30 protein-coding genes are annotated in these 23414 nt (G+C 63.1%); 12 read left to right on the top strand and 18 right to left on the bottom strand.

The window, feature by feature from the left end:
- Positions 1–244 precede the first annotated feature (244 nt).
- The 3 genes from AABA84_RS11195 to AABA84_RS11185 all read right to left on the bottom strand — a co-directional run bounded on the left by AABA84_RS11195 (position 245) and on the right by AABA84_RS11185 (position 2136).
- Entirely contained in the window at positions 245–463 is a 219-nt protein-coding gene (locus AABA84_RS11195) for an imm11 family protein (RefSeq protein WP_338312063.1), read from the bottom strand.
- A 254-nt stretch (positions 464–717) separates the two neighbouring features.
- Positions 718–1344 (bottom strand): imm11 family protein, encoded by a 627-nt coding sequence (locus AABA84_RS11190; RefSeq protein ID WP_338312062.1) that lies wholly within the window; start codon positions 1342–1344, stop codon positions 718–720.
- 57 nt (positions 1345–1401) lie between these two features.
- A complete protein-coding gene (locus tag AABA84_RS11185) occupies positions 1402–2136 on the bottom strand; it encodes a DUF4261 domain-containing protein (RefSeq protein WP_338312061.1) in 735 nt (244 codons plus the stop codon).
- Positions 2137–2350: 214 nt separating this feature from the next.
- On the opposite strand from AABA84_RS11185, the gene AABA84_RS11180 reads away from it, so the two are divergent.
- From AABA84_RS11180 to AABA84_RS11170, 3 genes are all read left to right on the top strand, one after another.
- Complete coding sequence (locus AABA84_RS11180) at positions 2351–2815, top strand: GNAT family N-acetyltransferase (RefSeq protein WP_152102603.1); 465 nt, start codon at positions 2351–2353, stop codon at positions 2813–2815.
- 274 nt (positions 2816–3089) lie between these two features.
- On the top strand, positions 3090–3290 hold the full coding sequence (locus tag AABA84_RS11175; protein ID WP_212250233.1) for a hypothetical protein: 201 nt from the start codon (positions 3090–3092) through the stop codon (positions 3288–3290).
- Positions 3287–3493 (top strand): hypothetical protein, encoded by a 207-nt coding sequence (locus AABA84_RS11170; protein WP_212250235.1) that lies wholly within the window; start codon positions 3287–3289, stop codon positions 3491–3493. The genes AABA84_RS11175 and AABA84_RS11170 overlap by 4 nt, the downstream gene beginning before the upstream one ends.
- Here AABA84_RS11170 and AABA84_RS11165 read toward each other — a convergent pair.
- The 3 genes from AABA84_RS11165 to AABA84_RS11155 all read right to left on the bottom strand — a co-directional run bounded on the left by AABA84_RS11165 (position 3487) and on the right by AABA84_RS11155 (position 5008).
- The gene (locus AABA84_RS11165; protein ID WP_445083404.1) at positions 3487–3846 is read right to left on the bottom strand and encodes a DUF6894 family protein; all 360 of its coding nucleotides are present in this window, start codon (positions 3844–3846) and stop codon (positions 3487–3489) included. The genes AABA84_RS11170 and AABA84_RS11165 overlap by 7 nt on opposite strands.
- Positions 3847–3937: 91 nt before the next feature.
- The gene (locus tag AABA84_RS11160) at positions 3938–4186 is read right to left on the bottom strand and encodes a hypothetical protein (RefSeq protein ID WP_018319193.1); all 249 of its coding nucleotides are present in this window, start codon (positions 4184–4186) and stop codon (positions 3938–3940) included.
- A gap of 594 nt (positions 4187–4780) precedes the next feature.
- The gene (locus AABA84_RS11155) at positions 4781–5008 is read right to left on the bottom strand and encodes a hypothetical protein (protein WP_338312060.1); all 228 of its coding nucleotides are present in this window, start codon (positions 5006–5008) and stop codon (positions 4781–4783) included.
- Between the two features lie 556 nt (positions 5009–5564).
- Between AABA84_RS11155 and AABA84_RS11150 the strand changes: the two genes are divergently transcribed.
- The gene (locus AABA84_RS11150) at positions 5565–5891 is read left to right on the top strand and encodes a nuclear transport factor 2 family protein (protein WP_338312059.1); all 327 of its coding nucleotides are present in this window, start codon (positions 5565–5567) and stop codon (positions 5889–5891) included.
- On the opposite strand, the gene AABA84_RS11145 is transcribed toward AABA84_RS11150, so the two are convergent.
- On the bottom strand, positions 5869–6069 hold the full coding sequence (locus tag AABA84_RS11145) for a hypothetical protein (RefSeq protein ID WP_338306699.1): 201 nt from the start codon (positions 6067–6069) through the stop codon (positions 5869–5871). The two genes, AABA84_RS11150 and AABA84_RS11145, sit on opposite strands and share 23 nt — an antisense overlap.
- A gap of 174 nt (positions 6070–6243) precedes the next feature.
- Here AABA84_RS11145 and AABA84_RS11140 point away from each other — a divergent pair, with 174 nt between their 5' ends.
- The 4 genes from AABA84_RS11140 (at position 6244) to AABA84_RS11125 (ending at position 9193) form a co-directional block, all read left to right on the top strand.
- Positions 6244–6564 carry a hypothetical protein gene (locus tag AABA84_RS11140; protein ID WP_038947871.1) on the top strand — a complete coding sequence of 107 codons (321 nt, stop codon included), beginning with the start codon at positions 6244–6246 and terminating at the stop codon, positions 6562–6564.
- A 27-nt stretch (positions 6565–6591) separates the two neighbouring features.
- Complete coding sequence (locus AABA84_RS11135; protein WP_212250256.1) at positions 6592–7218, top strand: hypothetical protein; 627 nt, start codon at positions 6592–6594, stop codon at positions 7216–7218.
- Positions 7219–7455: 237 nt separating this feature from the next.
- On the top strand, positions 7456–7641 hold the full coding sequence (locus AABA84_RS11130) for a hypothetical protein (RefSeq protein WP_020508701.1): 186 nt from the start codon (positions 7456–7458) through the stop codon (positions 7639–7641).
- Between the two features lie 265 nt (positions 7642–7906).
- On the top strand, positions 7907–9193 hold the full coding sequence (locus tag AABA84_RS11125) for an NRAMP family divalent metal transporter (RefSeq protein WP_212250258.1): 1287 nt from the start codon (positions 7907–7909) through the stop codon (positions 9191–9193).
- A gap of 11 nt (positions 9194–9204) precedes the next feature.
- On the opposite strand, the gene AABA84_RS11120 is transcribed toward AABA84_RS11125, so the two are convergent.
- The 7 genes from AABA84_RS11120 to rocF form a co-directional block, all read right to left on the bottom strand.
- Positions 9205–9489: a hypothetical protein gene (locus AABA84_RS11120; protein ID WP_212250259.1), complete on the bottom strand. Its 285-nt coding sequence runs from the start codon at positions 9487–9489 to the stop codon at positions 9205–9207.
- 463 nt (positions 9490–9952) lie between these two features.
- A complete protein-coding gene (locus AABA84_RS11115) occupies positions 9953–10462 on the bottom strand; it encodes a PRC-barrel domain-containing protein (RefSeq protein ID WP_338312058.1) in 510 nt (169 codons plus the stop codon).
- 398 nt (positions 10463–10860) lie between these two features.
- A complete protein-coding gene (locus tag AABA84_RS11110; RefSeq protein WP_338312057.1) occupies positions 10861–11283 on the bottom strand; it encodes a hypothetical protein in 423 nt (140 codons plus the stop codon).
- 95 nt (positions 11284–11378) lie between these two features.
- Positions 11379–11723, bottom strand: a complete 345-nt coding sequence (locus tag AABA84_RS11105; RefSeq protein ID WP_018319180.1) for a DUF1236 domain-containing protein — start codon at positions 11721–11723, stop codon at positions 11379–11381.
- A gap of 128 nt (positions 11724–11851) precedes the next feature.
- The gene (locus AABA84_RS11100; RefSeq protein WP_212250265.1) at positions 11852–12190 is read right to left on the bottom strand and encodes a hypothetical protein; all 339 of its coding nucleotides are present in this window, start codon (positions 12188–12190) and stop codon (positions 11852–11854) included.
- A 321-nt stretch (positions 12191–12511) separates the two neighbouring features.
- The gene (locus AABA84_RS11095; protein WP_338306702.1) at positions 12512–12916 is read right to left on the bottom strand and encodes an MAPEG family protein; all 405 of its coding nucleotides are present in this window, start codon (positions 12914–12916) and stop codon (positions 12512–12514) included.
- Between the two features lie 269 nt (positions 12917–13185).
- Complete coding sequence (rocF, locus tag AABA84_RS11090; protein WP_338312056.1) at positions 13186–14163, bottom strand: arginase; 978 nt, start codon at positions 14161–14163, stop codon at positions 13186–13188.
- A gap of 261 nt (positions 14164–14424) precedes the next feature.
- Here rocF and AABA84_RS11085 point away from each other — a divergent pair, with 261 nt between their 5' ends.
- The gene (locus AABA84_RS11085) at positions 14425–14685 is read left to right on the top strand and encodes a hypothetical protein (RefSeq protein ID WP_338312055.1); all 261 of its coding nucleotides are present in this window, start codon (positions 14425–14427) and stop codon (positions 14683–14685) included.
- Positions 14686–14699: 14 nt separating this feature from the next.
- Here the strand turns inward: AABA84_RS11085 and AABA84_RS11080 are convergent, their stop codons facing one another.
- Positions 14700–17441, bottom strand: a complete 2742-nt coding sequence (locus AABA84_RS11080; RefSeq protein WP_338312054.1) for an EAL domain-containing protein — start codon at positions 17439–17441, stop codon at positions 14700–14702.
- Between the two features lie 60 nt (positions 17442–17501).
- Positions 17502–18743, bottom strand: coding sequence for a FecR family protein (locus tag AABA84_RS11075; RefSeq protein ID WP_338312053.1), 1242 nt, complete (start codon positions 18741–18743; stop codon positions 17502–17504).
- Positions 18744–18874: 131 nt separating this feature from the next.
- Here AABA84_RS11075 and AABA84_RS11070 point away from each other — a divergent pair, with 131 nt between their 5' ends.
- From AABA84_RS11070 to AABA84_RS11060, 3 genes are all read left to right on the top strand, one after another.
- Complete coding sequence (locus AABA84_RS11070; protein WP_338312052.1) at positions 18875–20671, top strand: ShlB/FhaC/HecB family hemolysin secretion/activation protein; 1797 nt, start codon at positions 18875–18877, stop codon at positions 20669–20671.
- Positions 20672–20824: 153 nt separating this feature from the next.
- The gene (locus AABA84_RS11065; protein WP_212250277.1) at positions 20825–21655 is read left to right on the top strand and encodes an alpha/beta fold hydrolase; all 831 of its coding nucleotides are present in this window, start codon (positions 20825–20827) and stop codon (positions 21653–21655) included.
- 305 nt (positions 21656–21960) lie between these two features.
- On the top strand, positions 21961–22278 hold the full coding sequence (locus AABA84_RS11060; protein WP_212250279.1) for a c-type cytochrome: 318 nt from the start codon (positions 21961–21963) through the stop codon (positions 22276–22278).
- Positions 22279–22466: 188 nt separating this feature from the next.
- On the opposite strand, the gene AABA84_RS11055 is transcribed toward AABA84_RS11060, so the two are convergent.
- Together AABA84_RS11055 and AABA84_RS11050 are read right to left on the bottom strand one after the other, a co-directional pair.
- A complete protein-coding gene (locus AABA84_RS11055; protein WP_018319170.1) occupies positions 22467–22808 on the bottom strand; it encodes a phasin in 342 nt (113 codons plus the stop codon).
- 154 nt (positions 22809–22962) lie between these two features.
- Positions 22963–23148: a hypothetical protein gene (locus AABA84_RS11050; RefSeq protein ID WP_007601490.1), complete on the bottom strand. Its 186-nt coding sequence runs from the start codon at positions 23146–23148 to the stop codon at positions 22963–22965.
- Between the last annotated feature and the right edge of the window lie 266 nt (positions 23149–23414).

Genomic DNA, 23414 nt, shown 5'->3' with positions numbered 1-23414 from the left:
AGCGCTCGATCAGACCGTCCGCAGTTGACGCTCGCGGAGCGGAATTGCTCACCGGCCCAAGAGCATGGGCCCTATTGGTTCTATTTTAGATCAGGCAAAGGGGGTCTTGGCGCGCCGGCACGAGCCGAGTCCGCTAGACGAAATTTGCCAAGCCTGAACTGGTCATCGTTGAAGCAAAGGCGGCCGGCGTTTCTCGCCCGTACCGAGAAAGCACAGCCGCCCGCGAGCGAACGGACTTCACTTCTCAGGAAGGCGCGAGCCCAAATCGGCTTTTTGAGGCGTAGTCAAACCGAATTCTCTTCAGGCCCGCGGATTTGCAGGCCTCCTTGAGCTCTTGATCGCATATGACAGTCGCATCTTGGTAGGCCATGCGAAAGATGTGCGCGTTGCCGATATCGGCCTCTCTGAAGACCAGTTTGTAGCCGGGAATGACTTCGTAATATTTCTGACCGTGGTCACTCATGACTGGATCTCGTTGAACATCGTGCTCGCGATGACACCCGTCGGAAACCACGAGCGACCGCGCAACAAAAAAGCCCGCGGGATCCCGCGAGCTTGATCGGATTCTTTCGATGATGCCATTCTGCCGGTGTTTTGCCCGACGTGTCAAACGATCGCTCCCGAATGACTGATACAGGCCGCTGTAATCAATTTCGCTCTCGTCGCGGCTTTCTGCAGGCGATGAGCCTTCAACGCCAGCAGCAGTTGCACTTGGGCTCAATACTTGGTCGCATCAGTGAATCCGATGCCCCTTATGCCAGCTTCCTTGCACGCCTCCTTCAGGACTTGGTCGCCGACAACCATCGGATAGAAGAGAAGCCTGAAGATATGGGCTGCCCCGACGCTATCCTCTTTGAAGATGAGGCAGCTTCTTTTTCTCAGATTGTAAACCTTACGATCGGGCGTGGGATACTCGATCTCAAGATCCGATTTCGCCTCGTCGACGGCATCGAGTACCCTGATGATGTCACAAAGCCAATACGTTGGCGCCGCATGGCCGTCTCGATAGCGGGTCTCGCATCTGACGAAACGAACCCCCTCCGGATCCAGGGCCTCGAGAAGGCCTTTCATCCGATCCGAAACAAGCCGGTAGTCGTGAAAGAGCTCCCAGTCCACGGGCGCGCGGCCGAGAGATTTGTCGATGACGAGTCGCGGTGCTTCAGGGAAAGGCGGGAAGCCTCGCCCCGGCGGTGGAATGAGTACGTGGCGCCCACCTGCGAGAACCGCGAGATTCTCCATCTCCCAGCCCGGCGCCGTTTGAAACCTGAAGTCCAAACCGACGACATAGAACCTGCGATCCTTTGCCCTACCCCGGCGCTTCTCGGCAGGAGAATCAACCATCATTCTTCTCATCAAATCCAAGTCTAGCGCACGCCGGCGCAGTGTGCCGACGCTGCCGATCTAAACAGAATCATCCGTACAGTAAAACACCGGCAGCCCGCCAAACGCATCAGAGTTCTTGTGACGAACCTGAATGCGTTCGCTCGCACTCGCCCCGATCGTGTCGCCGTCCTTCACCACGCTTCCATGCTCGAGCAGATACACGGAAAGGCCGGCCACTTTGTCGAACAACGCCGGCAGCGCGAGCTCACCGGTCACGAACTCGATCTCCCGGCCGACGAATGCGGACAGTCCCATCGTGACCGCGCCGATCTTGGCATCTGACCGGAACGGAAGAATGTCGATCCACAGCCTGAAGGGATAGTCGGGATACGGCGCGAATGAATCGCGTGACATTTCGCGCCAAAGATCGGCGGGCCGCGCGACCCGGCTGGCCCACACCACGCCGCAACATTCCGGCATCGTGGCAATCAACGCGCCGATCACCGCGCTCGTGACGCGCGCGGCGACCAGCGGTTGCTCACTCTTTCCGAGCATCGATACGACCAGATGACCGCGATGCCGGGCGGCCACCGCCTTGCTCTCCGGCCACGTCGTGGCGGCGCGCGCCCACAGCCCCTGATCATGCGGAATGGGTGCCGGCATCGACATGACGGCAACGAGCTCTTTGCCGCAACGAATGAGCGGCGAGTTTGCGCGAGCCTGCAGTGCATGCCCGTCGTCCATCGTCTCGGTTGCCAACTCCGAATGTCGGGCGTGAAGGACCTCTGCAACCTCTGACATGTCCGGCGTCACCGGATTATCCAATAAGACCAAAGCGAGAAGGGAGCTACTCATCGACTACCCGCGGAAATAATCTTGGACGAGACGCGATCTCAGATTGCTCGCCCAACGGTTGAAGCATTTTGAAGTTTAGAACAAAACGTGAACATTGTCAATCGGCGTTTTCTCTGCTTCATATTGTGCGGGCGCATTCGAGTGCCGGCGCACAGCTCCCAAACGGTCCCCCATGTTCTCAATCCACCCCGACGATCTCACCTCTGAACCGACCCGCCGCCTGCTCGCGCTTCATCTCGCCGGCATGCATGCGAACTCGCCGCCGGGCCACGTGTTCGCGCTCGACCTGTCGGGGCTGCAGGTGCCCGATGTCACCGTGTGGTCGGTGCGCGAGGGCGATGACGTCGTCGGCATCGGCGCGCTGAAAGAGCTGGGCGACGGCGGCGCCGAGGTGAAGTCGATGCGGACCCACCCCGATCATCTGCGCCGCGGCGTCGCGGCGCTGCTGCTGGACCACATCGTGCGCGAGGCCGAGGCGCGCGGATTGACCCGGCTGAGCCTGGAGACCGGAAGCGGCCCGGCGTTCGAGCCGGCGCTGGCGCTGTACCGCAAGCGCGGCTTCGTCAACGGCGAGGCGTTCGCCGATTACCAGGCGAGCGCCTTCAACCAGTTCCTGCACCTTGCGCTTCGCGCCTGAGCCCGCGCGCGGACGCCTTGGGGGTGTCTTGCAAGCGATCCGAGGGTCGGCTTTGGTCCAAAGGTGAACTCAGGGTTCGTGTCGCACTCAAATTGAGTAAGTGCCTCAAGCGACTGAAATTACACCCGAAAATTTAATTTGCGGGCGTATCTTATGATACAGACTCGGCGCCTCCTGCGGCCTAGGGTTCATCCATCATCGCGAGGCCCTTGGCATTTATCGGTGATGAGAACGCCAAGTCGCGCTCCCGCCTCCTCGAACAGGGAGAAGCGCCATGCTGATGCGCCGTCGTTTCAAACAGACCAAGACTCTCACCCAAAGGCTCGCCGACGAAGCCACGCGCTGTCGCGAGGAAGCACGCGCGCTTTCGCCGGGGCGCCGCCGCGAGATGCTGCTGCGCCGGGCGCGGCAGGACGAAACGGCCATGCAGATCGAGGCCTGGCTGCGCTCCCCCGGCCTGAGAGCACCGACATGATGCAGCAATATCGCGCTTATCTGATCGGCGAGAACGGCGTCTTCCGCTCCGCCGAAGCGTTCGAAGCCCCGTCGGATTCCTCCGCCCTCAGCTTGGCGCGCCAGTTCACACGCCACGGCAAGGTCGAGGTGTGGCAGCTCGGCCGGAAGATCGCCGTGCTGGATTCCGAGGAGTCGCCGCCGCGATCGTTGACGCGTCAATGATCGCCTGATTGCGATCGCGATGCCGGAGTCTCGATCTCGAACCAGAATGTCAGTTGCATGACGGGACCGCCCGCGTCGCGAACGTCGATCGCCATCGTCTGCCTGCCGCCCGTGGGCGGCGCCGAGAGGACGGCATCGCGTGCCATGTCGGCAAGCGACTTGGCCGCCTCGGCCCGAACGGCGCGCGGGCTGGCCAGTTCCAGCCCTTCCTCGTCGAGGGCAATTCCCTTGTCGTCGCGAAGGTCGAAGTAGTAACGCGGCATTGTTGCATCCTTTGCCGTATTAGGCCCGAGAACGGCAAAGGTTTCTAACAAGACGAAAATTCGCTGGGGATCAACGGGTTCCGGGAACACCGTCCAAGGGACTCTGCCAAGGGACTCTGGCAAGGGACGCTGGCAAGGATCGATCCGGCAAGACACGGACTATGCCTGCTTGCGCAGCCCCCTACTCCTCCGCAAGCTTGTGCTCGATATAGGCATCAACCGTCTCGGCGAACGAGCGCTGCACGCCGACCGCCACATCGTGCTGGTCGAGTGCGTCGCGCTGGAGCACGCGCAGGCCGCGCCCGCGGGCGCTGAGCGGCGCCGTGTTCAGATACTGATCGATGGCGCCTTTGGCGAGCGGGATGGCCTTGGGATCGCCCCTGGCGATCAGGAGCCTGAGCAGGCTCTGGCATTCGGCCAAACCTGGCATGGGTTCAGCCTCTCACCTTTGCTGCGATTTCGGCTTCGGCCGCTTCACCGGCTGGGTGTGGGTGCCGAACAGCGCCAGCAGGAACGCAACTTCTTCCTTCGAACCGATCTGGATCATGATTGTCTCTCCTCTTCGCTCCGTTGGTCGGCACGAGCGGGCGCGGAGTTCAGGGCGATCTGGTTTCAGCAATGTTTCAGCCGTGTTTCGTCCGATGGGGTGCTCGGGGCGCCGCCTGCTTGTGTACACAATTGAACATGGCCACCACGGAGTTCATCCGCGCGGCAGTGAGCGAGGTGCCACTTCGGACGCGCCTCGGGGACTTCAGCGGGGCTGAACGTACCGCTCGCGGTTGAGACAATTCCCGGCCTTCGAAATTCTCCCAATGCGGTTCATATAGAACAGCCCGCGCGGATCGCTCCACGCGGGCTTTTGCTTGACGCTCACGCAACCTCACCCGCAGGGTGAGGGCTCTGGGTGCGCTGGGCACCCTCGACGTCCATTCTCAGTGCATGTGGCCAATCAGATAAACGCCGCCACCGATAACGATCACGGCCGGGACGGCCCAAAGCAAAAGTACAGGCATCGCCAATCTCCTCAGTTCGACGTGCAGACCTTGACGGTCTTCATGCCGGCCTCGGCTTCAGTTCTGGTCTTGTACACGGTGTCACCGCTGACGACCGTCGTTTCCGTGCTCGTCGGCTTCGCCTCCGTGATCGTGCACTTCTTGGTCTTGACGTCCTGCACCACGTAGAACGACTGCGCGAATGCAGGGGCCGCAACCGACGACAGCACGACAGCGGCAATGATGGTCTTGACGTTCATTAGATCCTCCTCCAGCAGCGCCCTTCTATCCGGGCCTGGATTTGACCAACATCACAAATTGCCACTTGTTCCCGGTCAGGCCCGAACCAACTGCCCCCGGCTTGCGTTGGTGCGCAAACCGGAGGCCTCGATGCTGGACATGAGACTTGTGACGACTTCGCTGGCGATGCTGATGGCACTGCTGTCCGTGGCTCTGGCCGAGCCTGCCGGCGATCAAGCCCGGCCTGCCGGTCAAGGCTCCGCTGAGGCTCGTCCGATCCGCGTCATCCTTCCCGCACCTTGGGAGCCGGCCAGGACGCAAGCCGACGCACAATCGTCGAAGTGACGCGGCCGCCTTCCAGTGACTCCGCGTGCCGCTGTTCGGCGCGCGCGACGAGCTGGCGACCAACGCGGTGCTCCACCGTCTTGCTGCGCTTTGACACGAGGAGAACGAGGTTCCCTGCGCGACGATTGCGGTTTCCTGGCTGGAACACGCACTTTCGGTGACGACCTTCACCCCGCATTCACACCCCCGTCCCTAAACCTCCGGCCGACGAAACGGCAGGTAGGTAGGACGATGTCCTTTGACCCGATGGCCGCTGCGGTCGACTGGCTTGATGCCTACCGCGCCGGTGATATCGAGACCATTTTGAAGATGTACGCCGACGAGGCGGTGGTCCGTTGCGGCTGCGGCGGCATGAAGACGATCTCAGGCAAGCAAGGCTTGCGCGCTTATTGGATCGACCGCCTCAGAAATCACCCGGCCTCCAGCCTCGACAACCTCCAGCCGTCGGCGGAGGGCACGGTCATCTCCTATGTGGCGCAAGGCGGCGTTGTGAGTGCGATCCTGACCTTCGACGCATCCGGGAAGATCGCCTCGCTCACATGCGGGCCTTCGAACTAGCGGTTTTCACGGGCTTGCGCTTCTGAATGACAAGCCGCAGGGCGATGCCGTGCTGCCAGGCACGCACTCTCACCGCCGCTTCGCTTCGATTGAGCTCGCTTGCAATCTCGTCCGGCCGCCGGCCCGCATCGGCCAATGCCTTCAATCGCTCGTGGTCTTGCGCCGTCCATTTCTTCAACAGTCCGCGGGGCGCGCATAAACGGGATAAACTGGCAGACGTTCCTAAACTGGTTCGATGCACCCGCGCGTTTCGCGCGACACAGGCTGCGGCACTCGGCAGCTTCAAACGTAAGCAACCAATTCGAATCTCACTTGTTGTCGCCGGCACATTCACTTGCTGGAGGACGAAGAAATGCGACGTCTCACTCTACTTGCCACGACCATGTTGCTGCTCGGAGCGGTGCCCGCTGGCGCGCAGTCACAGCCTGCCCAGAGCGGGCCGGGCAACAACGCCGTCAACAGCTCGGACCAGAACAACTCGAACAAGCCGGTCGCTGGCCGCAACAGCTTCACCGAGGGACAGGCGAAATCGAAGATCGAAGAAGCGGGATATTCCAACGTCTCCGGCCTGCAAAAGGACAACGAGGGCGTCTGGCGCGGCAAGGCCGACAAGGCCGGCACCAAAACCGACGTCAGCCTGGACTTCCAGGGCAACGTGAACCCCACCAAGTAACAAGCAAATCGCCAGGAGACCCTCACAATGACCGTCACCATCTCACGTCTTTACGACAATTACTCCGATGCCGAACGCGCTGTGACCCGGCTCGAAGGCGCCGGCGTGGCGCATTCCGATATCAGCATCGTCGCCAACAATTCGGACAATTGGTACGGCTCGCGGTCCGGTAAGGTGGACCGCGATCGCGACGGCGTCGACGATCGCGCTGAAGGCGCCGGGACCGGAGCCGGCATCGGCGCCGGCCTCGGCGGCGCGGCGGGCCTGCTCGCGGGCCTCGGCCTGCTGGCGATTCCCGGCCTCGGACCGGTCGTTGCGGCAGGCTGGCTCGCCTCGACCGCCGTCGGCGCGGCTGCCGGCGCGGCCACCGGCGGCATCGTCGGCGCCCTGACTCAGGCCGGCGTCTCCAAGGAGGATGCCTCGCGCTATGCCGAGGGCGTTCGCCGCGGCGGCACGCTGGTGACCGCGAGGGTGCCCGACCAGGACCGCGCGCGCCTCGATGCGCTTCTCCACGAGAAGTCCGTGAACCTGCAGGATCGCAGCATGGCCTGGCAGAAAACCGGCTGGAGCGACTTCGATGCCGCAAGCCCGCCATTGTCTCCGGAGGACATCGGCCGCGAGCGCGAACTCTACGGCGTGGGCACGCGGCGATAGGCCATCCCACACCCGCCACGACAAAGGCCCCGCGACGCGGGGCCTTTTTTGATGCGAGAAAACGCCATCAGCGCAGCGCCACCACGTCCCGATGCTCCACCCTGCCGATGCTTTGCCGGACAGATCAGACTTTATCTCAAATGCAGCAAAGCGGATTTGGCGAAATGCAATCTCTTCGCGCCATGCTGGGACATGGGCTTGCGCGAATGCAATCGGGAAAGGGTCGGAGAGATTGCCATGTATTACGTCGCCGCTGCATTGCTGGTGCTGTCGGGACTGTTCTACTCCGCGAGCCATCACGAGATCGGCTCGTTCGGCGTCACCATGTGCAGCTATGGCGGCGCATTCTGCGATAACCCGCTGATCGTCTTTTCCGGCGCGGCGCTGGCCGCCGCCTGGGGCATGTTCGTCAGCGTCAAGTAGCGCGGCGGACTTCCTTCATCCCCGACGTTCAAAGTCCCGCACCCGGCGCGAGCAGCCTCGCGGACTGACTTGCGCTGGGAGATGTCGGGCTGCGAGAATTTGGGGCTGCGAGAATTCTTGCGATGATGGCAATCTACACCTGTTTTGCCCGACAGTCAAGTCGATTTAGATTTAACCGAAATCGCAGATCGCCCGCGCGGCCAGGAACTTTCGTTCTCTGATTGGCATTTGCTATGAAACCACCTGCTTCGACGAGGTCCCGTTCATGAGCGACAGCGCTCTCACGCCGACGAAATCCGCGCCGACGCTGCTGCAAAGGCTGGGGCCGGGCCTCGTCACCGGAGCCGCCGACGACGATCCCTCCGGCATCGCCACCTATTCGCAAGCGGGCGCGCAATTCGGCTACGGGCTGCTGTGGACGGTGTTTCTGACCACGCCGTTCATGATCGCCATCCAGCTCGTCAGCGCGCAGATCGGCCGGGTCACGGGCAAGGGACTTGCCGCCAACGTCATGCGGATCGCGCCGCGCTGGGCGGTGCTGAGCCTCGTCGCCATGCTCGTTGCCGCCAACACGTTCAACATCGCCGCCGACATCGCCGCGATGGCCGAGGCGCTCTCGCTCGTCATTGGCGGCCTCAACCACGAGCACGCGCTGATCTTCGCGGCGGGCTCGACCCTGCTCCAGGTGTTCCTGCCCTATCGCCGCTATTCGCCGGTGCTGAAATTCCTCACCTTGGCGCTGTTCGCCTATGTCGCGACCGCCTTCACCGTCAAGATCCCGTGGAGCACGGCGCTGCTCGCCGCGGTGTGGCCCGAGGCGAACGTCACCGGCGATTATTTTCTGATGGTCGTCGCCGTGCTAGGCACTACCATCAGCCCCTATCTGTTCTTCTGGCAGGCCTCGCAGGAGGTCGAGGAGATGAATCAGGGCAAGCGCGACAAGCCGCTTCGCGAGCTCAAGCGCGGCGGCAGTCCGGAGCTCGCGCGCATCCGGGCCGACACCATCTCCGGCATGCTGCTGTCCAACGGCATCGCTTTCTTCATCATTCTCACCACCGCATCGGTCCTGCACGCCAACGGCGTCACCAGGATCAATTCGGCGACGGAGGCGGCCGAAGCGCTGCGGCCGCTGGCTGGGGATTTCACCTTCGCGCTGTTCGCGATCGGCATCATCGGCACGGGCCTGCTCGCGATCCCGGTGCTGGCGGGCTCGGCCGCCTACGGCGTCGCGGAGATCTTCGGCTGGCGTGCCACGCTGGAGGCCAAGCCCGACGAGGCCGCCGGCTTCTACACCATCATCGCCGCGGCAACCATCATCGGCTTCGGCCTCGGCTTCACGGGCATCGACTCCATCCACATGCTGGTGTGGAGCGCGGTGCTCAACGGCATCGTCGCCGTGCCCATCATGGCGATGATGATGCTGATCGTCTCGAGCCGCGCCATCATGGGCCGCTTCAGGGCCCGGTCATGGCTGATCGCGCTGGGCTGGCTCGGCACCGCGCTGATGGCGCTGGCCGTGCTCGCTCTGCTCGGCTCGTCGGTGATTGCTTGAAGCGGACTAAGCTACGGCGTCACGGGGTTGACGGTCGGCGACGTCTTGGGTCCTGGCCGCGAGGGCTCGATCGGCGATTTCGGTGTGGTCGGGAGTACCGCGGCACCAGCCGCCCGCGCCGCCTCTCCCGTGGTCGCATACATGGCTATATGGGCAGGCTGGGTCTTGGCGCGGCTCCAAGGGCCGTGATCGACAATCAGCATTGCCGCAATCGTTACGCCAGCCACGATCAGCGCGATCACACCGGGATGGCGGAGGGCGGCCGAGATGGAGCTCGCGAAACGAGTATTTGTCATCGAAAGATCCGCTGTTGTCCTCATGCAGGTTAATTCAATGGCGCCCCTCCCGGTTCCCGCCTCCCTCGGAGCGATCCCAGCCTGCAGAGGCCACGATCCTGCGGCCGGAAAGCGATCCCACTCGGCACCGCGTTGGCCGAACCGAGGGAATAGCTTCAATACACATGGCTGAGTGCGAAGGGCCGCTGCAGGCGGCCCTTCCAGATTCGACACCGCCGCGGTTCCAGGCGGGAAATATCGGCAATGCGCGCTTGCCTTTGTTCAGATCAGCGAAAAAAATTCTGCCGTCCTTTTCGTCGGCGGCGTCGGCTATTTTCTGGTTCATATGCGCTGAGCGATGAGACGCTTACTCGTGCGGCGGCCCGTCCGGCACCGGTCGCCTTTGTTTGGCGAGCCACTCCGGTGTGGGCAAATGAAAAGGGCCTCCAAATGGAGGCCCTCGATCTCGATAACGTTCGTCCTGTCAGTTGTAGTCCGAATATTTGAACTGCGGGAGCGCCTTCAACTGCTCCTTGTTTCCGCTCATGACGGCGTGATCGGGGACCCAATCATTGGTGTTGCGGCTCGTGGCGTTGGTCGAAGCCGCGCCGGTCGTCGTCTCGCGGGAGGTGGTCGAAGTGCCGGTCGAGCTGGTCCGGACCGGCTCTTCGACGAACTTCAGCTTGTCCATCGAAACGGCGATATCGTGCTCGCCCATTCCCAGGAAGCCGCCGATGCCGATCACCACCGCGTTGATCTTGCCGCTCTTGTCGACGAGCAGTTCGTTGATGTCGCCGAGCTTCTCGTTGGCTTCGTTATAGACGTTCAGGCCCATGAGCTTCGAGGCGCGCCAATTGTTCTTGAGCATCATCTTATCGGCCGGCTGTGCGGTAGCAGCAGGAGCCGCTCGATCAGCGGGCGGGGTGGATTGTGCCAACGCAGCGCCGCTGATCAGAGTGGTGGTGATCAGAGTTGCGGCAAAAATGGTCTTCATCGATCGTCTCCTCCAGTGAGTCAGCATCCAGATGGATGCCTGGCCGCCAACGCCTGGATATTCCACTTGTTCCCGGTTGGGCACTCAGTGAGCGGAGCCGCAAGCCCGGCGGGCCGATCTAGCTCCCGAACATGATGCGCAAGGCGATCACGATGACCGCCGAGACGAGAAAGGAAATCGCCAGCAGCGTCCAACTCGGCCTAGTGCTTCCGCGGGCCACGCGGGCAACGAGCGTCTTTATGTCCGTCAACATTCGTCCTTGGGAAGCCGGTGCAGGTAGGCTATCCCGAAGCTGGCGAGTTCTTCGGCATCGCTTTCGCGCTCTTCCTATCTGCAAAAAAGACCGCGCTCCGAACGGGCACGGCCTTTTCCTTTACATCGCTTGCGAACTTTTCCGCTCACCACCATCCGCCGGACAACGGGTCGTGCCGCTCGAGGGCAAGCCGTCGCTCGGCTGCCCTTTTCGATGATTTGGCCGAGCGCTTCGGCTGCGGACGGGCCTCTGCGGAGATGCGGGCGGGCGGTTCTTTCTTAATCTGGTCGAACGGTGCTGCAGGCATGGCGGCCATGGCTTCACGCATTTGCTGCCGCGGTTCTTCAGGAATCGGATCGGCCTGCGCGATCTCAGGCATATCGGCGCGCGGCCGCGTATCGAATACGATCTTCTCCGGTAGCTTCCTTGCCGATGCGATCCGGATGATGGTTCTGTCAGGATCTGCCGTCGCTGCAGGCTCGCCCGGAGCCGGCAAGTACCGGTCGGCGACGAACAGCAAGGCCAGCAGGACCCCGCCGACGAAGACGAAGTATCGAATGATCGGCATGACAGCCGCTCGCAAACAAGAATAAGGGGAAGGTATTGGGCGGGGCCGTGGTTGCGGGAGGCGGGCCGCCTGCTCAGCGACCCGCCTCCCGGGACTTAGTCGATCTCTTGGACGACCGTGCGCGTCGACGGATCGACCAGCATCACGCGTTCGCCCGAGTAGACGTAACGGTACCTGGTGAGCGAGGGGCCCCAATCGGCGGGCACGGCCTCGAGCTCGACCTCGCGCGGCACCGGCTGGCCGACCACGATTTTCTCTCGGGTCTGCACCGGGCGCACCTTGTGTTCGGTCACGTAGGTACGAATCTTTGTGCGGTATTCCGGCTCGATCTGCACGGCGGCGGCATGGCCGGTGCCGGTGGTGGTGACGACGGTCGACTGCGCCAGCGCGCCGGTCGAGATCAGCGCAGCAGCCGCGCACGTCAGCATCAGCTTCTTCATGGGTATCTCCTCACCGCAGGATGCGGCTTGCGAGAACCCAGGGACCGATGACAAGGTTCCAAAGATGTTGCCACTTTTTCCCGACGTCGCCGGACCCAATTTGGCCGAAGGGCCCGCGCGGCGTTTCGCTAAGGTCGCGGCGTTGGCTGCGGCGGCGCAGCGGGTTGCTGCGAAGGTGCGGCGGGCGGCTTGGGCTGCTCCGCCGGCGCAACAGAATCTCCCCCGCCGTGTGGCACACAGGTGCCCACGTTGCTCAGCAGTCTTTTCGCCTCGAGATCGCGGGCCTTCCTGTAGTCGCTACGCCGGTCGATTCTTGCCGCGGCCACACGGTCCCAGGCATCGAACGCATCGGAGTAGTGCTGTCGCATTTGCGCTTCGGCGGACAGGCAGTCACTGAACTTGTCGAATACGAGATCGGTATTGACGGGGGCGACGCCACCCACGAGGACCACAAGCATCCATTTCATGGTGTCCGCCTACGTTCGCGCCCGCGCATCGGGAACGGTGTTATGTCGGCAAAGTTCCGGCCGGGTCACCAGCCGGTCGCGATGGAAAAAGGCCCCAGCTCGGGGGGCGATTGGGAGCTGGGGCCATGCGTGTCACCCTTGGGGAAGGGCACTGGGAAAACTTGGCAAACGTGGGAATGTTCCTGCCCGATCTAACCGCGCGAGGAGTCGGGTTCGCGGCTCGTTCGTACGGTTGCGCGAGAAGAAGCGACCTATGCCGGAAGGCGTTGGGAGATCAGCCAGGTCCCATAACCGCCCAAATATCAACTTGTGCCCTAGTCTTTAGGCCAACATCTTCCACGACCAATAGACACCTATCGCCATCTGGACTGCGAAAGCCGTGAAGCGCAGACTGACCGCGATAGGACCGCTCGAAAGGAGATGGATAATCGACTGCACGATTCGTGCGGCAAGAAACCAAGGCGCCAAGGGATCCGTAATCGCTGTTCTTGATGTCATGATCGCAATCGCCAACAGACCGCCAAAGATCGGCAGACCTTCGACGCAGTTGGCATGAGCACGGGCGAGGCGCTGCATAAACGGCGACAGTCCGGAATTGTCCGGCGTGAAGCCATTGGCTGCAACATCACCCGTCACCACAAGATAAGCTCGGATGCTTTCCATGAGCACCAGCAGCAAGAGAGCCCACGAGATGAAACCTGTCAGCGCGTAGCCGGTATTGGACACTTTTCCCCTCCCAGGTCATTCTTCCCTCTCTTTTACATTAGCTGAAAGCAGTGATCTCCGCTCTGGGTCAAAGGCTGCTCTTGGCAACTTGTCCGATGTGGTTCGGGTCACCTTTGGGAAGCAGACGCCGCGGCGGATTCGACTATGGCCCGCTACGGGCCAAGGGGCGACATAACATTGGTTTCGAAAGGCGCGCCGCCCTCTCCGGATCAATACACGCCAATCAGAACGGCCGACTCGCCAGCTCATGATCCGCTCGGTCGATTGCATCACTCGCCCGGAGCGATCGCGTTGCTCGGCGTCGGTCGGTCGGTGATCTGCTGGCCGAACAGGCTGCCGATCAGCTCGACCGCCGTGCGCGCCGTCCGGCCGCGCTCGTCCAGGAACGGATTGAGCTCGACGATGTCGACCGATCCCACCACGCCGGAATCATGCAACAGCTCCATGATCAGGTGCGCCTCGCGATAGGTCGCTCCGCCCGGCACCGTGGTGCCGACGCCCGGCGCCACGCAGGGATCGAGGAAGTCGACGTCGAAGCTGACATGCAGCACGCCGTTGCTCGCCTTGACCCGCTCGATGACGCGCCGGATCAAGACGGCGACGCCGAACTCGTCGATCTGGCGCATGTCGACGACCCTGATCCGGCGCGCGCGCATCAATTCCTTCTCGAGCTTGTCGATTGAGCGCGCGCCGAACAAATCGAGCCTGTCAGGGGTGATCGAAGCGCGCGGATCGTCACCGAGCAGGCCATCGAGGCCGGGCTCGCCACACAGGAACGCGGCCGACATGCCGTGCATGTTCGCAGTAAGCGTCGTCTGCGGCGTGTTGTAGTCGGCATGAGCATCGAGCCAGAGCACGAACAGCTCGCGTCCACGCTCCTGCCAATGACGCGCCATGGCATTGACCGAACCCATGGACAGCGTGTGATCGCCGCCGAGAAAGATCGGCAGCGCGCCGGTTTTCGCGATCTCATGGCCTCGTTGGCTCAGAACGCGCGTCCAGCGCTGGATCTCGCGGTAGTGATTGGCCCTTTCCGGCGGCCTGTCGGTGAGGTCCCCGACTTCGGCCACGGAAAGATCGCCGTAGTCGACGACCTCGAAATCCAGGCTTTCGAGCAGTGTCGCAAGGCCTGCGGTGCGCAGCGCCGCGGGGCCCATCAAGGTGCCGCGCTGCGAAGCCCCCATGTCGATGGGAGCGCCGAGCAAGGCGATGCGCCGGCCTCGATCCGTCACGGTCCGATCGGTCACGGCTGTCTCCTGACATCAGCAAGCCACCGCCAGCCTAACAGAGATTCGCACCCGTCGTTTCCCGGGGAAGGTCCGCCGTGGACGTCGTATCGTCCGGAACAAAATCCCGCGCGCTGAATTGCCCATCCAAGGCCGGCACCCGCCGTAAACCACGGCGCCTGTCGCGGATAGCCAAAGGTCATCAAGGCCCGCTGTTCAGAACGAGCGCTCGCGCGGATAGCCAAAGGTGCCGGCCCATCGTCAGGTCTGGAGGTCGCGCACTTGAGCACGGAGATACCGCAATCCACCTCGCAACCCGGCGTCGCCGAGCGCGCCATCGATACGGCCGCGGATGTCTCCCGCACGATCGGTGAAGTCGCCGGAGGCCTGCACTCGGCGGTCAACCGCCTGACCTCGACGATCGAGGAATCGCGCAGGCCCGGCGGGACTCTTGCTACCGTCGCGGCGATCACGCGCGAAGCACCGCTGGCCAGCCTGTTCGTCGCGTTCCTCTTTGGCGTCGCGGTCGCCCGGCGGCGATAGAGACGGAGCCCTGCTCAGGCAGCGCTGACCGCGTCGAGCTCGGCCGCCAGGAATTGCTTCTCGAATGCCTCGGCCGGCATCGGGCGGCCGAAGAAATAGCCCTGCCCTTCCGCGCATCCCATGCTGACCAGGAAGTCGGCAGTCGCGCGGTTCTCGATGCCTTCGGCCACGACCGTGAGGCCGAGCTGCTTGCTGAGGCCGATGGTCGAGCCGACGATCGCGGCATCGTCGGAATCGGCGAGCAGATCGAGCACGAACGAACGGTCGATCTTGAGTCCGTCGAGTGGAAACTTCTTTAGATAGCTGAGGCTCGCATAACCGGTGCCGAAATCGTCGAACAGGACGCGCACCCCGAGCTCCTGAATTCGCTTGAACATGTCGAGCACGCGGCGCTCGTCGTGGATCAGGATGTCTTCGGTCACCTCGATTTCGAGCAGTGACGGGGTAAGCCCCGTCGCTTCGAGCAACGCCGCAACCGAATGCGCGAGATCGCCGGAGTGAAGCTGCGAGGGCGACAGGTTGATCGCGACGCGCACGCCGTTGCCGGACAGTTCCCAGTCGCGCGCCTGACGGCAGGCGGTCTCCATCACCCAGTTCGCGATCCGCTCTGACAGTGCCGAGGTGTTGACCACCGGCATGAACTCTCCGGGCGAGACGTAGCCGCGCACCGGATGCCGCCAACGGATCAGCGCTTCGGCCCCGACAAGGCTGCCGTCGATCAGACGAACCTGGGGCTGGTAGAACAGTTCGAACTCGCCGCGATCCGCCGCAAGCGCCAACTCGCTCTCGAGCGTCAGCCGGTTCTCCAGCTCCTGCCTGATCGCAGCCTCGAAGATCACATGGCTGCCGCGCCGCGTCATCTTTGCCTTGCTCAACGCCAGATGAGCATTGCTGAGAAGTTCGTCGGCGCCCTGTCCGCCTTCGCCATGGACCGCGACGCCGATGCTGATCCTGACGCGATGCTGGCGTGTGCCCGTCGCGAGCGGTGTTTCGAATGCACGCGCGATCCGCTCTGCGAACTTCGCGATCGGCTCACCGCCATCTGCGGCTTCGCGCACAATGGCGAATTCGTCTCCGCCGAGCCGGGCGACGATCGCCCGATCTCCGGCTTGCCCCTCCAGGCGAATGGCGACCGCCTGCAGCACCAGATCTCCCGCCGAATGCCCCAGTGTCTCGTTGATGCCCTGGAAGCCGTCGAGCCCGACGACGAGCAACGCGACTTCGCGAGGCCGTCGCTCTGCATTCGCAATCATGCCGGCCAGTCCTGCATGCAGCGTGTTGCGATTGGCAAGACCGGTCAGCGCGTCGTGTTCGGCAAGATATTTGACGCGTTCGGCTTCGCGCTTGCGGACCGAGATGTCGCGCAGGATCGCGCCGTACTGAAATCCGTCCGTTCCCTGCCAGCCCGAGAAGCTCGCCTCGACGGCGAAGGTTTCGCCATTCTTGCGCCGGCCCTCGAACTCAACGACGACCGCCCCGCCCGGGACCAGCAGCGCTTGGCGCGCGGCGTCATGCATGGACGGCCTTGCATCGCCGTCCATCGGCACCGCGCATAGCATTTCGAACGGACGGCCGATCATCTCGGCCGGCGCGTAGCCGAAGATCGCGCTCGCGCCGGGATTCCAGACCGTGATCCGGTGATCCTCGTCGGTGCACACGAGACCGTCGCCAAGCGACATCGCGATGCGGTGAAAGCGACTCTCGGCGATGCGTCCCAGGAGACTACGGAAATCGATCTCGTCCAGCGCAATCGCGGTCAGATAGGCGACGATCGCGATGTGGAATAGCGATGTGTCGATGACGAAGGGCCATCTTGCCTGCACGAGGGCCGCGACCAGCTCGATGGCAGCTCCGGAGGCGATCAGGACAGCGACGCGAATTCCCGGTGCGAAGCGGCGCCACGAAAACACCATCAGCAGGCAGATCACGCCCAGACCCAGGATCATGCCGATATCGGATGTCCAGCTCAGCATCCGGCTCTGGAGGATCGATTCTGCGGCCAGCGCCTGGAGGACCGGCCCCGAGACGAGCCTGCCGTTGGGAACGCTGAACCGGTCACCGAGCTCGAGCGCCGTGGCGCCGACGATGATCTTCTTGCCTCTCACCTTGTCGAGAGTCGCGGCATCGCCGCGCAGCGCGTCGACATAGGAGACGCTCGGAATGGAGGTGGCACGAATGCTGAAGTCGATCAGGAAGGGCCGCCGCCGGTTGGCGTCCTGCCCGGCCAGCACGACGGCCATCGACGGCGTCAAGGCATCGCCGAGCTTCTCGCCGAACGGATAGCGGCGAACGAGCCCGTCGGATTCGACCGCGACGTTGACGACGGCCGGCCACGACTGGTTGCTGAAACCCTTCAGCGGGCGATTGATGTGCGCCGCGCCACCATTCGGCGTCGGCTGCTTGAAGGACGGCAGGATCGTCGAGCCGCCGACATCGCGGAGGGCCTGGACGAAGGCCTCGTCGGAAGCCGGATCGGACGGCGTGCTGAAATCGACGTCGAAGGCGATGTCCCCCGCTCCCGCCGCCTCGAGCCTGCGCAACAGCTCCGCGTGGAGCCGGCGCGGCCACGGCCACACCCCGATCTGATCGATAGACGGTGCGTCGATGGCCACCACGACGACATTGCCGCTGGCCGCACGCGACTGCCAGCTGAACCGCAGATCAGTGAGCGCGTTGCGAAGCGCACCATGCCATCCCGTGGACAGCACGATCGCAAGCGCGATCACGACGAGAATATGCGGCCGATAACGTTTCACCCGATCCTCCCGCACACCCGCTTCAACGGATGCGCCCCCCTCATCCCCTAGGAAACCGCCTCAGCGCCTGTTGTGGCCGTAGGCATTGCCATGGCCGTTGCCGCCGCCATTGCCATTGCCGTTGTTGCCCCTGCCGTTGCCGGTGGCACCATGGTTGCCGTTGCCGTTGTTCCCGCTATTTCCGTTGTTACCGTTGCCGTTGTTGCCGGAATTGCCATTGCCGCCGGAGTTTCCGTTATTGGCGCCGGGGCTGTCGCTGGATGCACCGGCTGCCGCTGCCGCGATCGCCGCATTCGCAGCCGGCGCGCTGCTGCCGGCAGCTGCACCGCTCGTCGTGGCCGCAGTCTGGAGCGAGCTGTTGGATTCCGGCGTATTGGTCTTGCCGTCGCTCCAGACCGTCGCGGTGCCGGCGTGAGCGTTCGCGTTGCGCACCTGTCCGGGAGCAACCGCGCCGTGGGCGAGCCCATTCGTGACCTTGTGGACATTCAGCTTGACCTCGCCGAGCGAGCTCGAGATGCGCACGGCGCCGGCCTTGGAAACATGACCTCCAGCCGCCTGATGCGATGGCTTCGGCACGCCAGCCGCCTTGGGCCCCTTGTCGATCGGACCGAGCGCATGGATCGCATGGCCGCTCGCGGCATTGCGCGGCGCCGACAGGCCCGATTTCGGGACCGGGACACGCTCGATCGTCGAGGCGCGCGGCTTGCCATGCTCGATCGGATTGAACGTCCCCGCGCCGCTCAAGCTGAGACCAGGCTTGCCGTGCTCAAAGACGGTGGCCGCTTGTCCCGGCATGACCTGGGCGACCTGTCCCGTCTTGAAGTCGGAGACTTCGACCTGGCCGCGGAGCACGCCGACCTTGGTGCTATCGGCTCCCACCGTGACGCTGAACTGCGTTCCCTTGACCACGGCGGCGAGATAGGGCGTCTCGACCTCGAAATGCTTGACGTTGCGCTTCTCGACCTCGAGCAGGATCGATCCCGCCTGCTGGATGATGGTGGTCGAGAGCCCCTCCTTCTTCTCGGCCGGCAAGCCGACCACGGAGTTGGGAGAGATCAGAATGGTTTCCTCGCCGCGGACCAGCAGCACCCGGCCATTGCGTCCGGTGCGGATGGTATTGCCAGGCTTGAGCGTCTCTTCCTGGCTCAGCGACACCTGCTGCGCGCCCTCGGTCGCGACCCACACCTCACCGGTGGCCTTGCTGACCGACCAGACGCCATCCTCTGCGGCGAACGCAGCGGAAGCCGTTCCAAGGGTCAGCGCCACCACGAAGGCACACCGCATTCCAATTCTGCCGAGCATGACGATCCTCAGTCCGCGTTACAGCCGGAGCTGAGGGGTATCCGGAAATCACTCAAGAGAGGATTAGCGGGAAGCGGCGAGTGGAGTGGCAGCATTAACCAATCATTGACCATAAAAAACTATGAAAAATCATGCGGATAACGAACCCTTACCGCCCCATCGCAGAGTCTCCGTCAAACTACGGGGAAAGATTCGCGCCGTGCGTTGGGAAGCGGCATTTCATTACCGCGTTGGCAGTGCTGGTACCGATCTTTGCGGGAATTTCCCAGGTGTTCGCACAACAGGCGAACCAGCCGGGTTTCGATCCGCGCCAGCCCGAGAAATACTTTGACAACCAAACCGAGCGGGAATCGCTGAGCCGGCCTCCGGTCCGGCTTCCGAGCGTCGGGCAGCCCAACACCGGCGGCGATACCAAACCGCAATTCGTGCTGCGCGGCGTCAACGTCAGCGGCGCACACACGCTATCCCAAGACCGGATCGCCGCGATCTATCAGCCCTATCTCGGCAAGCACGTCTCGCAGGCGGATCTCGCCGCGATCGCCGGCGCGATCAGCGATCTCTACCGCGCCGAGGGGTTCCATCTGAGCCGGGCCATCGTGCCGCCGCAGGACATTGCCGACGGCCGGGTACGGATCCGGGTGATCGAAGGCGCCATCGTGCAGGTCGAGCTGAAAGGCGACGGCGCCGAGCAGTTCGGCGTGAGGCCGATGCTCGGGCCGGTTCTGGCCGAGCAGCCGTCGCGCCTCCCGACGCTCGAACGTCAGCTCTTCCTCATCAACGGCAGGCCGGGCGTCCGGATCACCGATACCGCGCTTGAGGAGATCGGTGGTGCGACCGGCCGCTTCCGTCTCACAGTCGTTTTGAAGACCTGGCACGTCTTCTCCTCGTTCGGCCTGGACAATCTCGGATCATCTTCCGTTGGCCCGTGGCAGAGCTACGCCACCGGCGCATTCAACTCCTATCTCACGCCTGGCGACACGCTGGCAGTCAACCTGTCGACGATTGCCAACGATCCTCGCGAGCTCGGCTTTGCGCGGCTGTCCTATGACACGCCCGTCGGCGTCGACGGCGTGCGCCTCGGCGCTTCCGTCCTGTACAGCGCAGTTCGGCCGGGCGATGCCCGCCGCCTCGACAGCGACATCACCACGACAGAGGCGTTCGAGCTGCGCGCCAGCATCGTCCCGCTGCAATCGCAATCCTCCACGCTCACGCTGACTGCGGCGACGACCTACAGCAATGTGTCCGAGCACGACCTCTACGGTCCCTGGTACAACGACCATATCAGGACCGCGAGCCTGACCGCCGACTACCGGCTGCAGGATCGCTTCGGCGGCACCAATCTTGCGACGCTGACCTTTCGCCAGGGCCTCGACATCTTCGGCGCCTCGCATTTCGAGGACGACCTGTTGTCGCGCGACGGCGCATCCTCGAACTTCTCGGTGCTGAACCTCTGGTTCACGCGCTACCAGACGCTCAACGACGCCTGGTCGCTCAAGCTCTCCGCGGCGAGCCAGACGGCGTCACGGCCGCTGTTCATCTCGCAGCAATTTTATCTCGGCGGCGCGGCCTTCGGCCGGGGCTATGGCGCAGCCGAGATCAGCGGCGACAACGGCCTTGCCGGCTCGCTCGAACTGCGCTTCGACCAGAAGCTCAATTTCCGCTACTGGACCGGCTATCAGCTCTACGCCTTTGGCGACGCCGGCGCAGTCTGGAACGACGGTCACCGCCTGAGCGAGGGCCTGTCGCTCACATCGGCCGGAGCCGGTGTGCGCTTTTTCCTGCCAGAAGATCTCCAGGCCGATCTCGGCGTGGCCGTGCCTCTGAGCTACCGGGCACCGGACAACGAGCGCCGCAGCCCCCGCTTCCTGTTCACCCTGTCGAGCGCGTTCCGGCTCTGCCCCGAACGCGGCAAATCCGGCTGTCTCTAGCCCCCCGTCGTTCGCGCGGTGGGCTTGGCATTGGCCCTTTTTGCGGCCTTGCTCACAGACTTGCCTAAATTTAATCCCGTAACCTGCTCACGGTCGCTCGATCCGGGAGTTCCCAATGACCATGTTCAGCCAAACGTGATTTGAGAGGAGACCATGACGAGGGTGTTTGCAATCCTGGCGTTTCTCTGTGTCCTCGGCGTCGGGGAATATCTGGTCGTCAGCCGGTTCGCGATCCGCCACGAGACTTTGGCCCTGTACGACGCCGCGCGGCAGCGGCCGATCTCGGTCGAGGTGGCGGTGCGGCGCGACTACGAAACCAAGGCCAATCTCGGCCTCTGGAAACTCCCGCTCGCCATCATCAGCAACGGCAACACCGTCAAGGCGAGCGAATATTCGTTCCTCGCCAACGTGCTCGCCGCGCGCGGCTATCTGGTTGCCAGCATCCAGCAGGACCTGCCGAGCGATCCGCCGTTGATGACCCATGTCGGTCAGCAATATGTCGGCCGGCGTGACGTCTACATCCGCTGCGAAGCCAACATTCTATTCGTGCTGGACAAGCTGAAGAAGCAGCAGGAGAACGTCGATTACGACCACATCACCCTCGTCGGCCACTCCAACGGCGGCGATGTCTCCATGTATGTCGCCCATCAGCACCCGGAGCTGGTGTCGAAGGTGATCACGCTCGACAATCTGCGGGTGCCCTTCGTGGTCAGCGACGGCATGAAGATCTTGTCGTTCCGGTCGAAGGACCCGCAGTTCGTGACTGATCCCGGCGTGCTGCCGACGCCGGAAGAGGCCAAGGCACGCGGTATCGACATCGTCCACACCGGCGCGCAGCATACGGAAATGAGCGATCGGGGTCCCAACTCGGTCAAGGAGAAGATCCAGGAGACGCTCGACCGCTTCCTGCGTGACAGCGCCAGCAGCGCGCTCGCGCCGGCTGATACGAAAAGCCCGATGATCATGAATCCGGGCGACTATTAGCCGGGAGGGCTTTGCGGCAGATCAAGGCGGCCCCGAGGCGCAAGGATAGAAATACCGTATGGCCTCGGAGAGATACGTGTCGCACTATATCGAAAGTCTTGATACGAAGGGTCTCGATACGAGAAGTCTCGTTACGAAAGATCTTGGCCTGCCCGCGGCGAGGATGCCGGCTTTCGTACGGCATCTCTATCGTTCGGTCCGCAAGCTGCTGCGGTCGATCATCGCCCGCATCGATCTCTCGCAATTTCCGGGTTCGTGCTGCGGATAAGCATGGCGGCCGCCAATCAACGCATGAAGGTTACCCTATGCACCAGCATTTGAGACGAATTTGCCTGCTGCTTGCCGTAACCGCGAGCTTCGGCACATCGTCCGCTCTCGCAGCCGATGCCGGTCACGGTGCCGACCTCGCCAAGCGCTGGTGCGCAAGCTGCCATGTCGTCGCGAACGGCCAGACTCAGGCGAGCGCCGACGTCCCCTCCTTCGTCTCGGTTGCGCGCAGGCCGGACTTCAGTCCGGAGAGGCTCGCCTTCTTCCTGCTTGATCCGCATCCGAAGATGCCGAATTTTCCCCTGAGCCGAACCGAAGCCGGCGACATCGCGGCCTACATCGCAACGCTGCGCTAGTCGCGCGCCGAGCACGACGCTCGCCACACATGCAAATCCCTGCCGGAGGACCGGCAGGGATCAGCAGAAGGGACGACGGACGGCGAATGTGGTCATTCGGTGGTCCGTCATGGATCTGAGCCAGCATCGAAGTTCCGATCGCCACGCCGCGCGAGTTCAATGAGTGGGCACGCTGCGCGCGCAGAAAATCAGGACTTCCCCTTGCCCGATTGCATGAGACTGCCGGTCATCTGGCGCATGTGATCTCCGGCGCTGGTGAACTGGCTGCGCAGGAAATCGGACTGGATTCGCATCGCTTCCTGCAGGTCGGTGGCATGAACCAGCTTGCGCGCATGCTCGAAGGCTGACTTCATGTTCTGCTCAGTGAAAACCAGGGCCTGCTTCGACACCTCCGTCCCCGGTCCTGGAACGGACGACATCGATTTGGTGGCGGCGTCGAAAAACATACCGAATGCCTTCTCCGCCTGATCAATTGTCTTCTCGGCCAGGTCGCGCAGTTCGGCCGGAACTTCGAGCTTCGGTTCGATCATGGTCGCACTCCTCCCGTTTTCCCCATTGAATACCACACTTGCCGGATCGCCTTCCAGCGGCCAGCCGCGTGGAAACGTCGCCGGCGGTCCGGCTCCGGCGGGAAAACGAACGGGAAAACGAAAGAAACGGCGTAAGGCCGGCGCTCGGCCGGGCTCAGGACAAAGGGTGCTCGGGAAGAGCTTCTTCGGTGGCGAGGTCTTCGACCAGCTTGATGACCTCGAAACGCTGTCGAGGCGCGAGCTTCAGGAACGCGCGGAGCAGGCGCAGGCTTTCGACCGTGCCACTTGCGGGCGCGCCGAGCTTGAGGTGCAGTTCAGCCGCGAAATTGAGGTTTTTCATCTCGCACCTATGACAAGCATCGGCTTCGTGCCCCGCTCAAGAACCGAACGCCATAACAAGACGCCATAACAGGACCTATGGCGACGAACTCTCGGCCGGGTGGCCCCGGCGGGTTGGCACGCCGAACGGCATGTCCAAACGACTGGCTCAACCAGATGGTTGCAATTATGCCAAGGAACAACCCGTCCGGCAAGCCCGACAGTGGCTGTAGCGATGCTTCGTCTGCATCGCACCACGGCAATTCCGGATAACAGGAATATCGACCG

It is taken from the genome of Bradyrhizobium sp. TM239, from assembly GCF_036247985.1.
GTDB classification, from domain to species: Bacteria; Pseudomonadota; Alphaproteobacteria; order Rhizobiales; family Xanthobacteraceae; genus Bradyrhizobium; species Bradyrhizobium ottawaense.
This window is presented reverse-complemented; position numbering and strand designations above follow the sequence as displayed.

What these genes read in the sequence shown, in the direction of transcription:
- AABA84_RS11195 (WP_338312063.1), bottom strand. Translation starts at nt 463, where the DNA reads ATGAGTGACCACGGTCAGAAATATTACGAAGTCATTCCCGGCTACAAA.
- AABA84_RS11190 (WP_338312062.1), bottom strand. Translation starts at nt 1,344, where the DNA reads ATGATGGTTGATTCTCCTGCCGAGAAGCGCCGGGGTAGGGCAAAGGAT.
- AABA84_RS11180 (WP_152102603.1), top strand. Translation starts at nt 2,351, where the DNA reads ATGTTCTCAATCCACCCCGACGATCTCACCTCTGAACCGACCCGCCGC.
- AABA84_RS11175 (WP_212250233.1), top strand. Translation starts at nt 3,090, where the DNA reads ATGCTGATGCGCCGTCGTTTCAAACAGACCAAGACTCTCACCCAAAGG.
- AABA84_RS11170 (WP_212250235.1), top strand. Translation starts at nt 3,287, where the DNA reads ATGATGCAGCAATATCGCGCTTATCTGATCGGCGAGAACGGCGTCTTC.
- AABA84_RS11160 (WP_018319193.1), bottom strand. Translation starts at nt 4,186, where the DNA reads ATGCCAGGTTTGGCCGAATGCCAGAGCCTGCTCAGGCTCCTGATCGCC.
- AABA84_RS11155 (WP_338312060.1), bottom strand. Translation starts at nt 5,008, where the DNA reads ATGAACGTCAAGACCATCATTGCCGCTGTCGTGCTGTCGTCGGTTGCG.
- AABA84_RS11150 (WP_338312059.1), top strand. Translation starts at nt 5,565, where the DNA reads ATGTCCTTTGACCCGATGGCCGCTGCGGTCGACTGGCTTGATGCCTAC.
- AABA84_RS11140 (WP_038947871.1), top strand. Translation starts at nt 6,244, where the DNA reads ATGCGACGTCTCACTCTACTTGCCACGACCATGTTGCTGCTCGGAGCG.
- AABA84_RS11135 (WP_212250256.1), top strand. Translation starts at nt 6,592, where the DNA reads ATGACCGTCACCATCTCACGTCTTTACGACAATTACTCCGATGCCGAA.
- AABA84_RS11130 (WP_020508701.1), top strand. Translation starts at nt 7,456, where the DNA reads ATGTATTACGTCGCCGCTGCATTGCTGGTGCTGTCGGGACTGTTCTAC.
- AABA84_RS11125 (WP_212250258.1), top strand. Translation starts at nt 7,907, where the DNA reads ATGAGCGACAGCGCTCTCACGCCGACGAAATCCGCGCCGACGCTGCTG.
- AABA84_RS11120 (WP_212250259.1), bottom strand. Translation starts at nt 9,489, where the DNA reads ATGACAAATACTCGTTTCGCGAGCTCCATCTCGGCCGCCCTCCGCCAT.
- AABA84_RS11115 (WP_338312058.1), bottom strand. Translation starts at nt 10,462, where the DNA reads ATGAAGACCATTTTTGCCGCAACTCTGATCACCACCACTCTGATCAGC.
- AABA84_RS11110 (WP_338312057.1), bottom strand. Translation starts at nt 11,283, where the DNA reads ATGCCGATCATTCGATACTTCGTCTTCGTCGGCGGGGTCCTGCTGGCC.
- AABA84_RS11105 (WP_018319180.1), bottom strand. Translation starts at nt 11,723, where the DNA reads ATGAAGAAGCTGATGCTGACGTGCGCGGCTGCTGCGCTGATCTCGACC.
- AABA84_RS11100 (WP_212250265.1), bottom strand. Translation starts at nt 12,190, where the DNA reads ATGAAATGGATGCTTGTGGTCCTCGTGGGTGGCGTCGCCCCCGTCAAT.
- AABA84_RS11075 (WP_338312053.1), bottom strand. Translation starts at nt 18,743, where the DNA reads ATGCTCGGCAGAATTGGAATGCGGTGTGCCTTCGTGGTGGCGCTGACC.
- AABA84_RS11070 (WP_338312052.1), top strand. Translation starts at nt 18,875, where the DNA reads ATGCGGATAACGAACCCTTACCGCCCCATCGCAGAGTCTCCGTCAAAC.
- AABA84_RS11065 (WP_212250277.1), top strand. Translation starts at nt 20,825, where the DNA reads ATGACGAGGGTGTTTGCAATCCTGGCGTTTCTCTGTGTCCTCGGCGTC.
- AABA84_RS11060 (WP_212250279.1), top strand. Translation starts at nt 21,961, where the DNA reads ATGCACCAGCATTTGAGACGAATTTGCCTGCTGCTTGCCGTAACCGCG.
- AABA84_RS11055 (WP_018319170.1), bottom strand. Translation starts at nt 22,808, where the DNA reads ATGATCGAACCGAAGCTCGAAGTTCCGGCCGAACTGCGCGACCTGGCC.
- AABA84_RS11050 (WP_007601490.1), bottom strand. Translation starts at nt 23,148, where the DNA reads ATGAAAAACCTCAATTTCGCGGCTGAACTGCACCTCAAGCTCGGCGCG.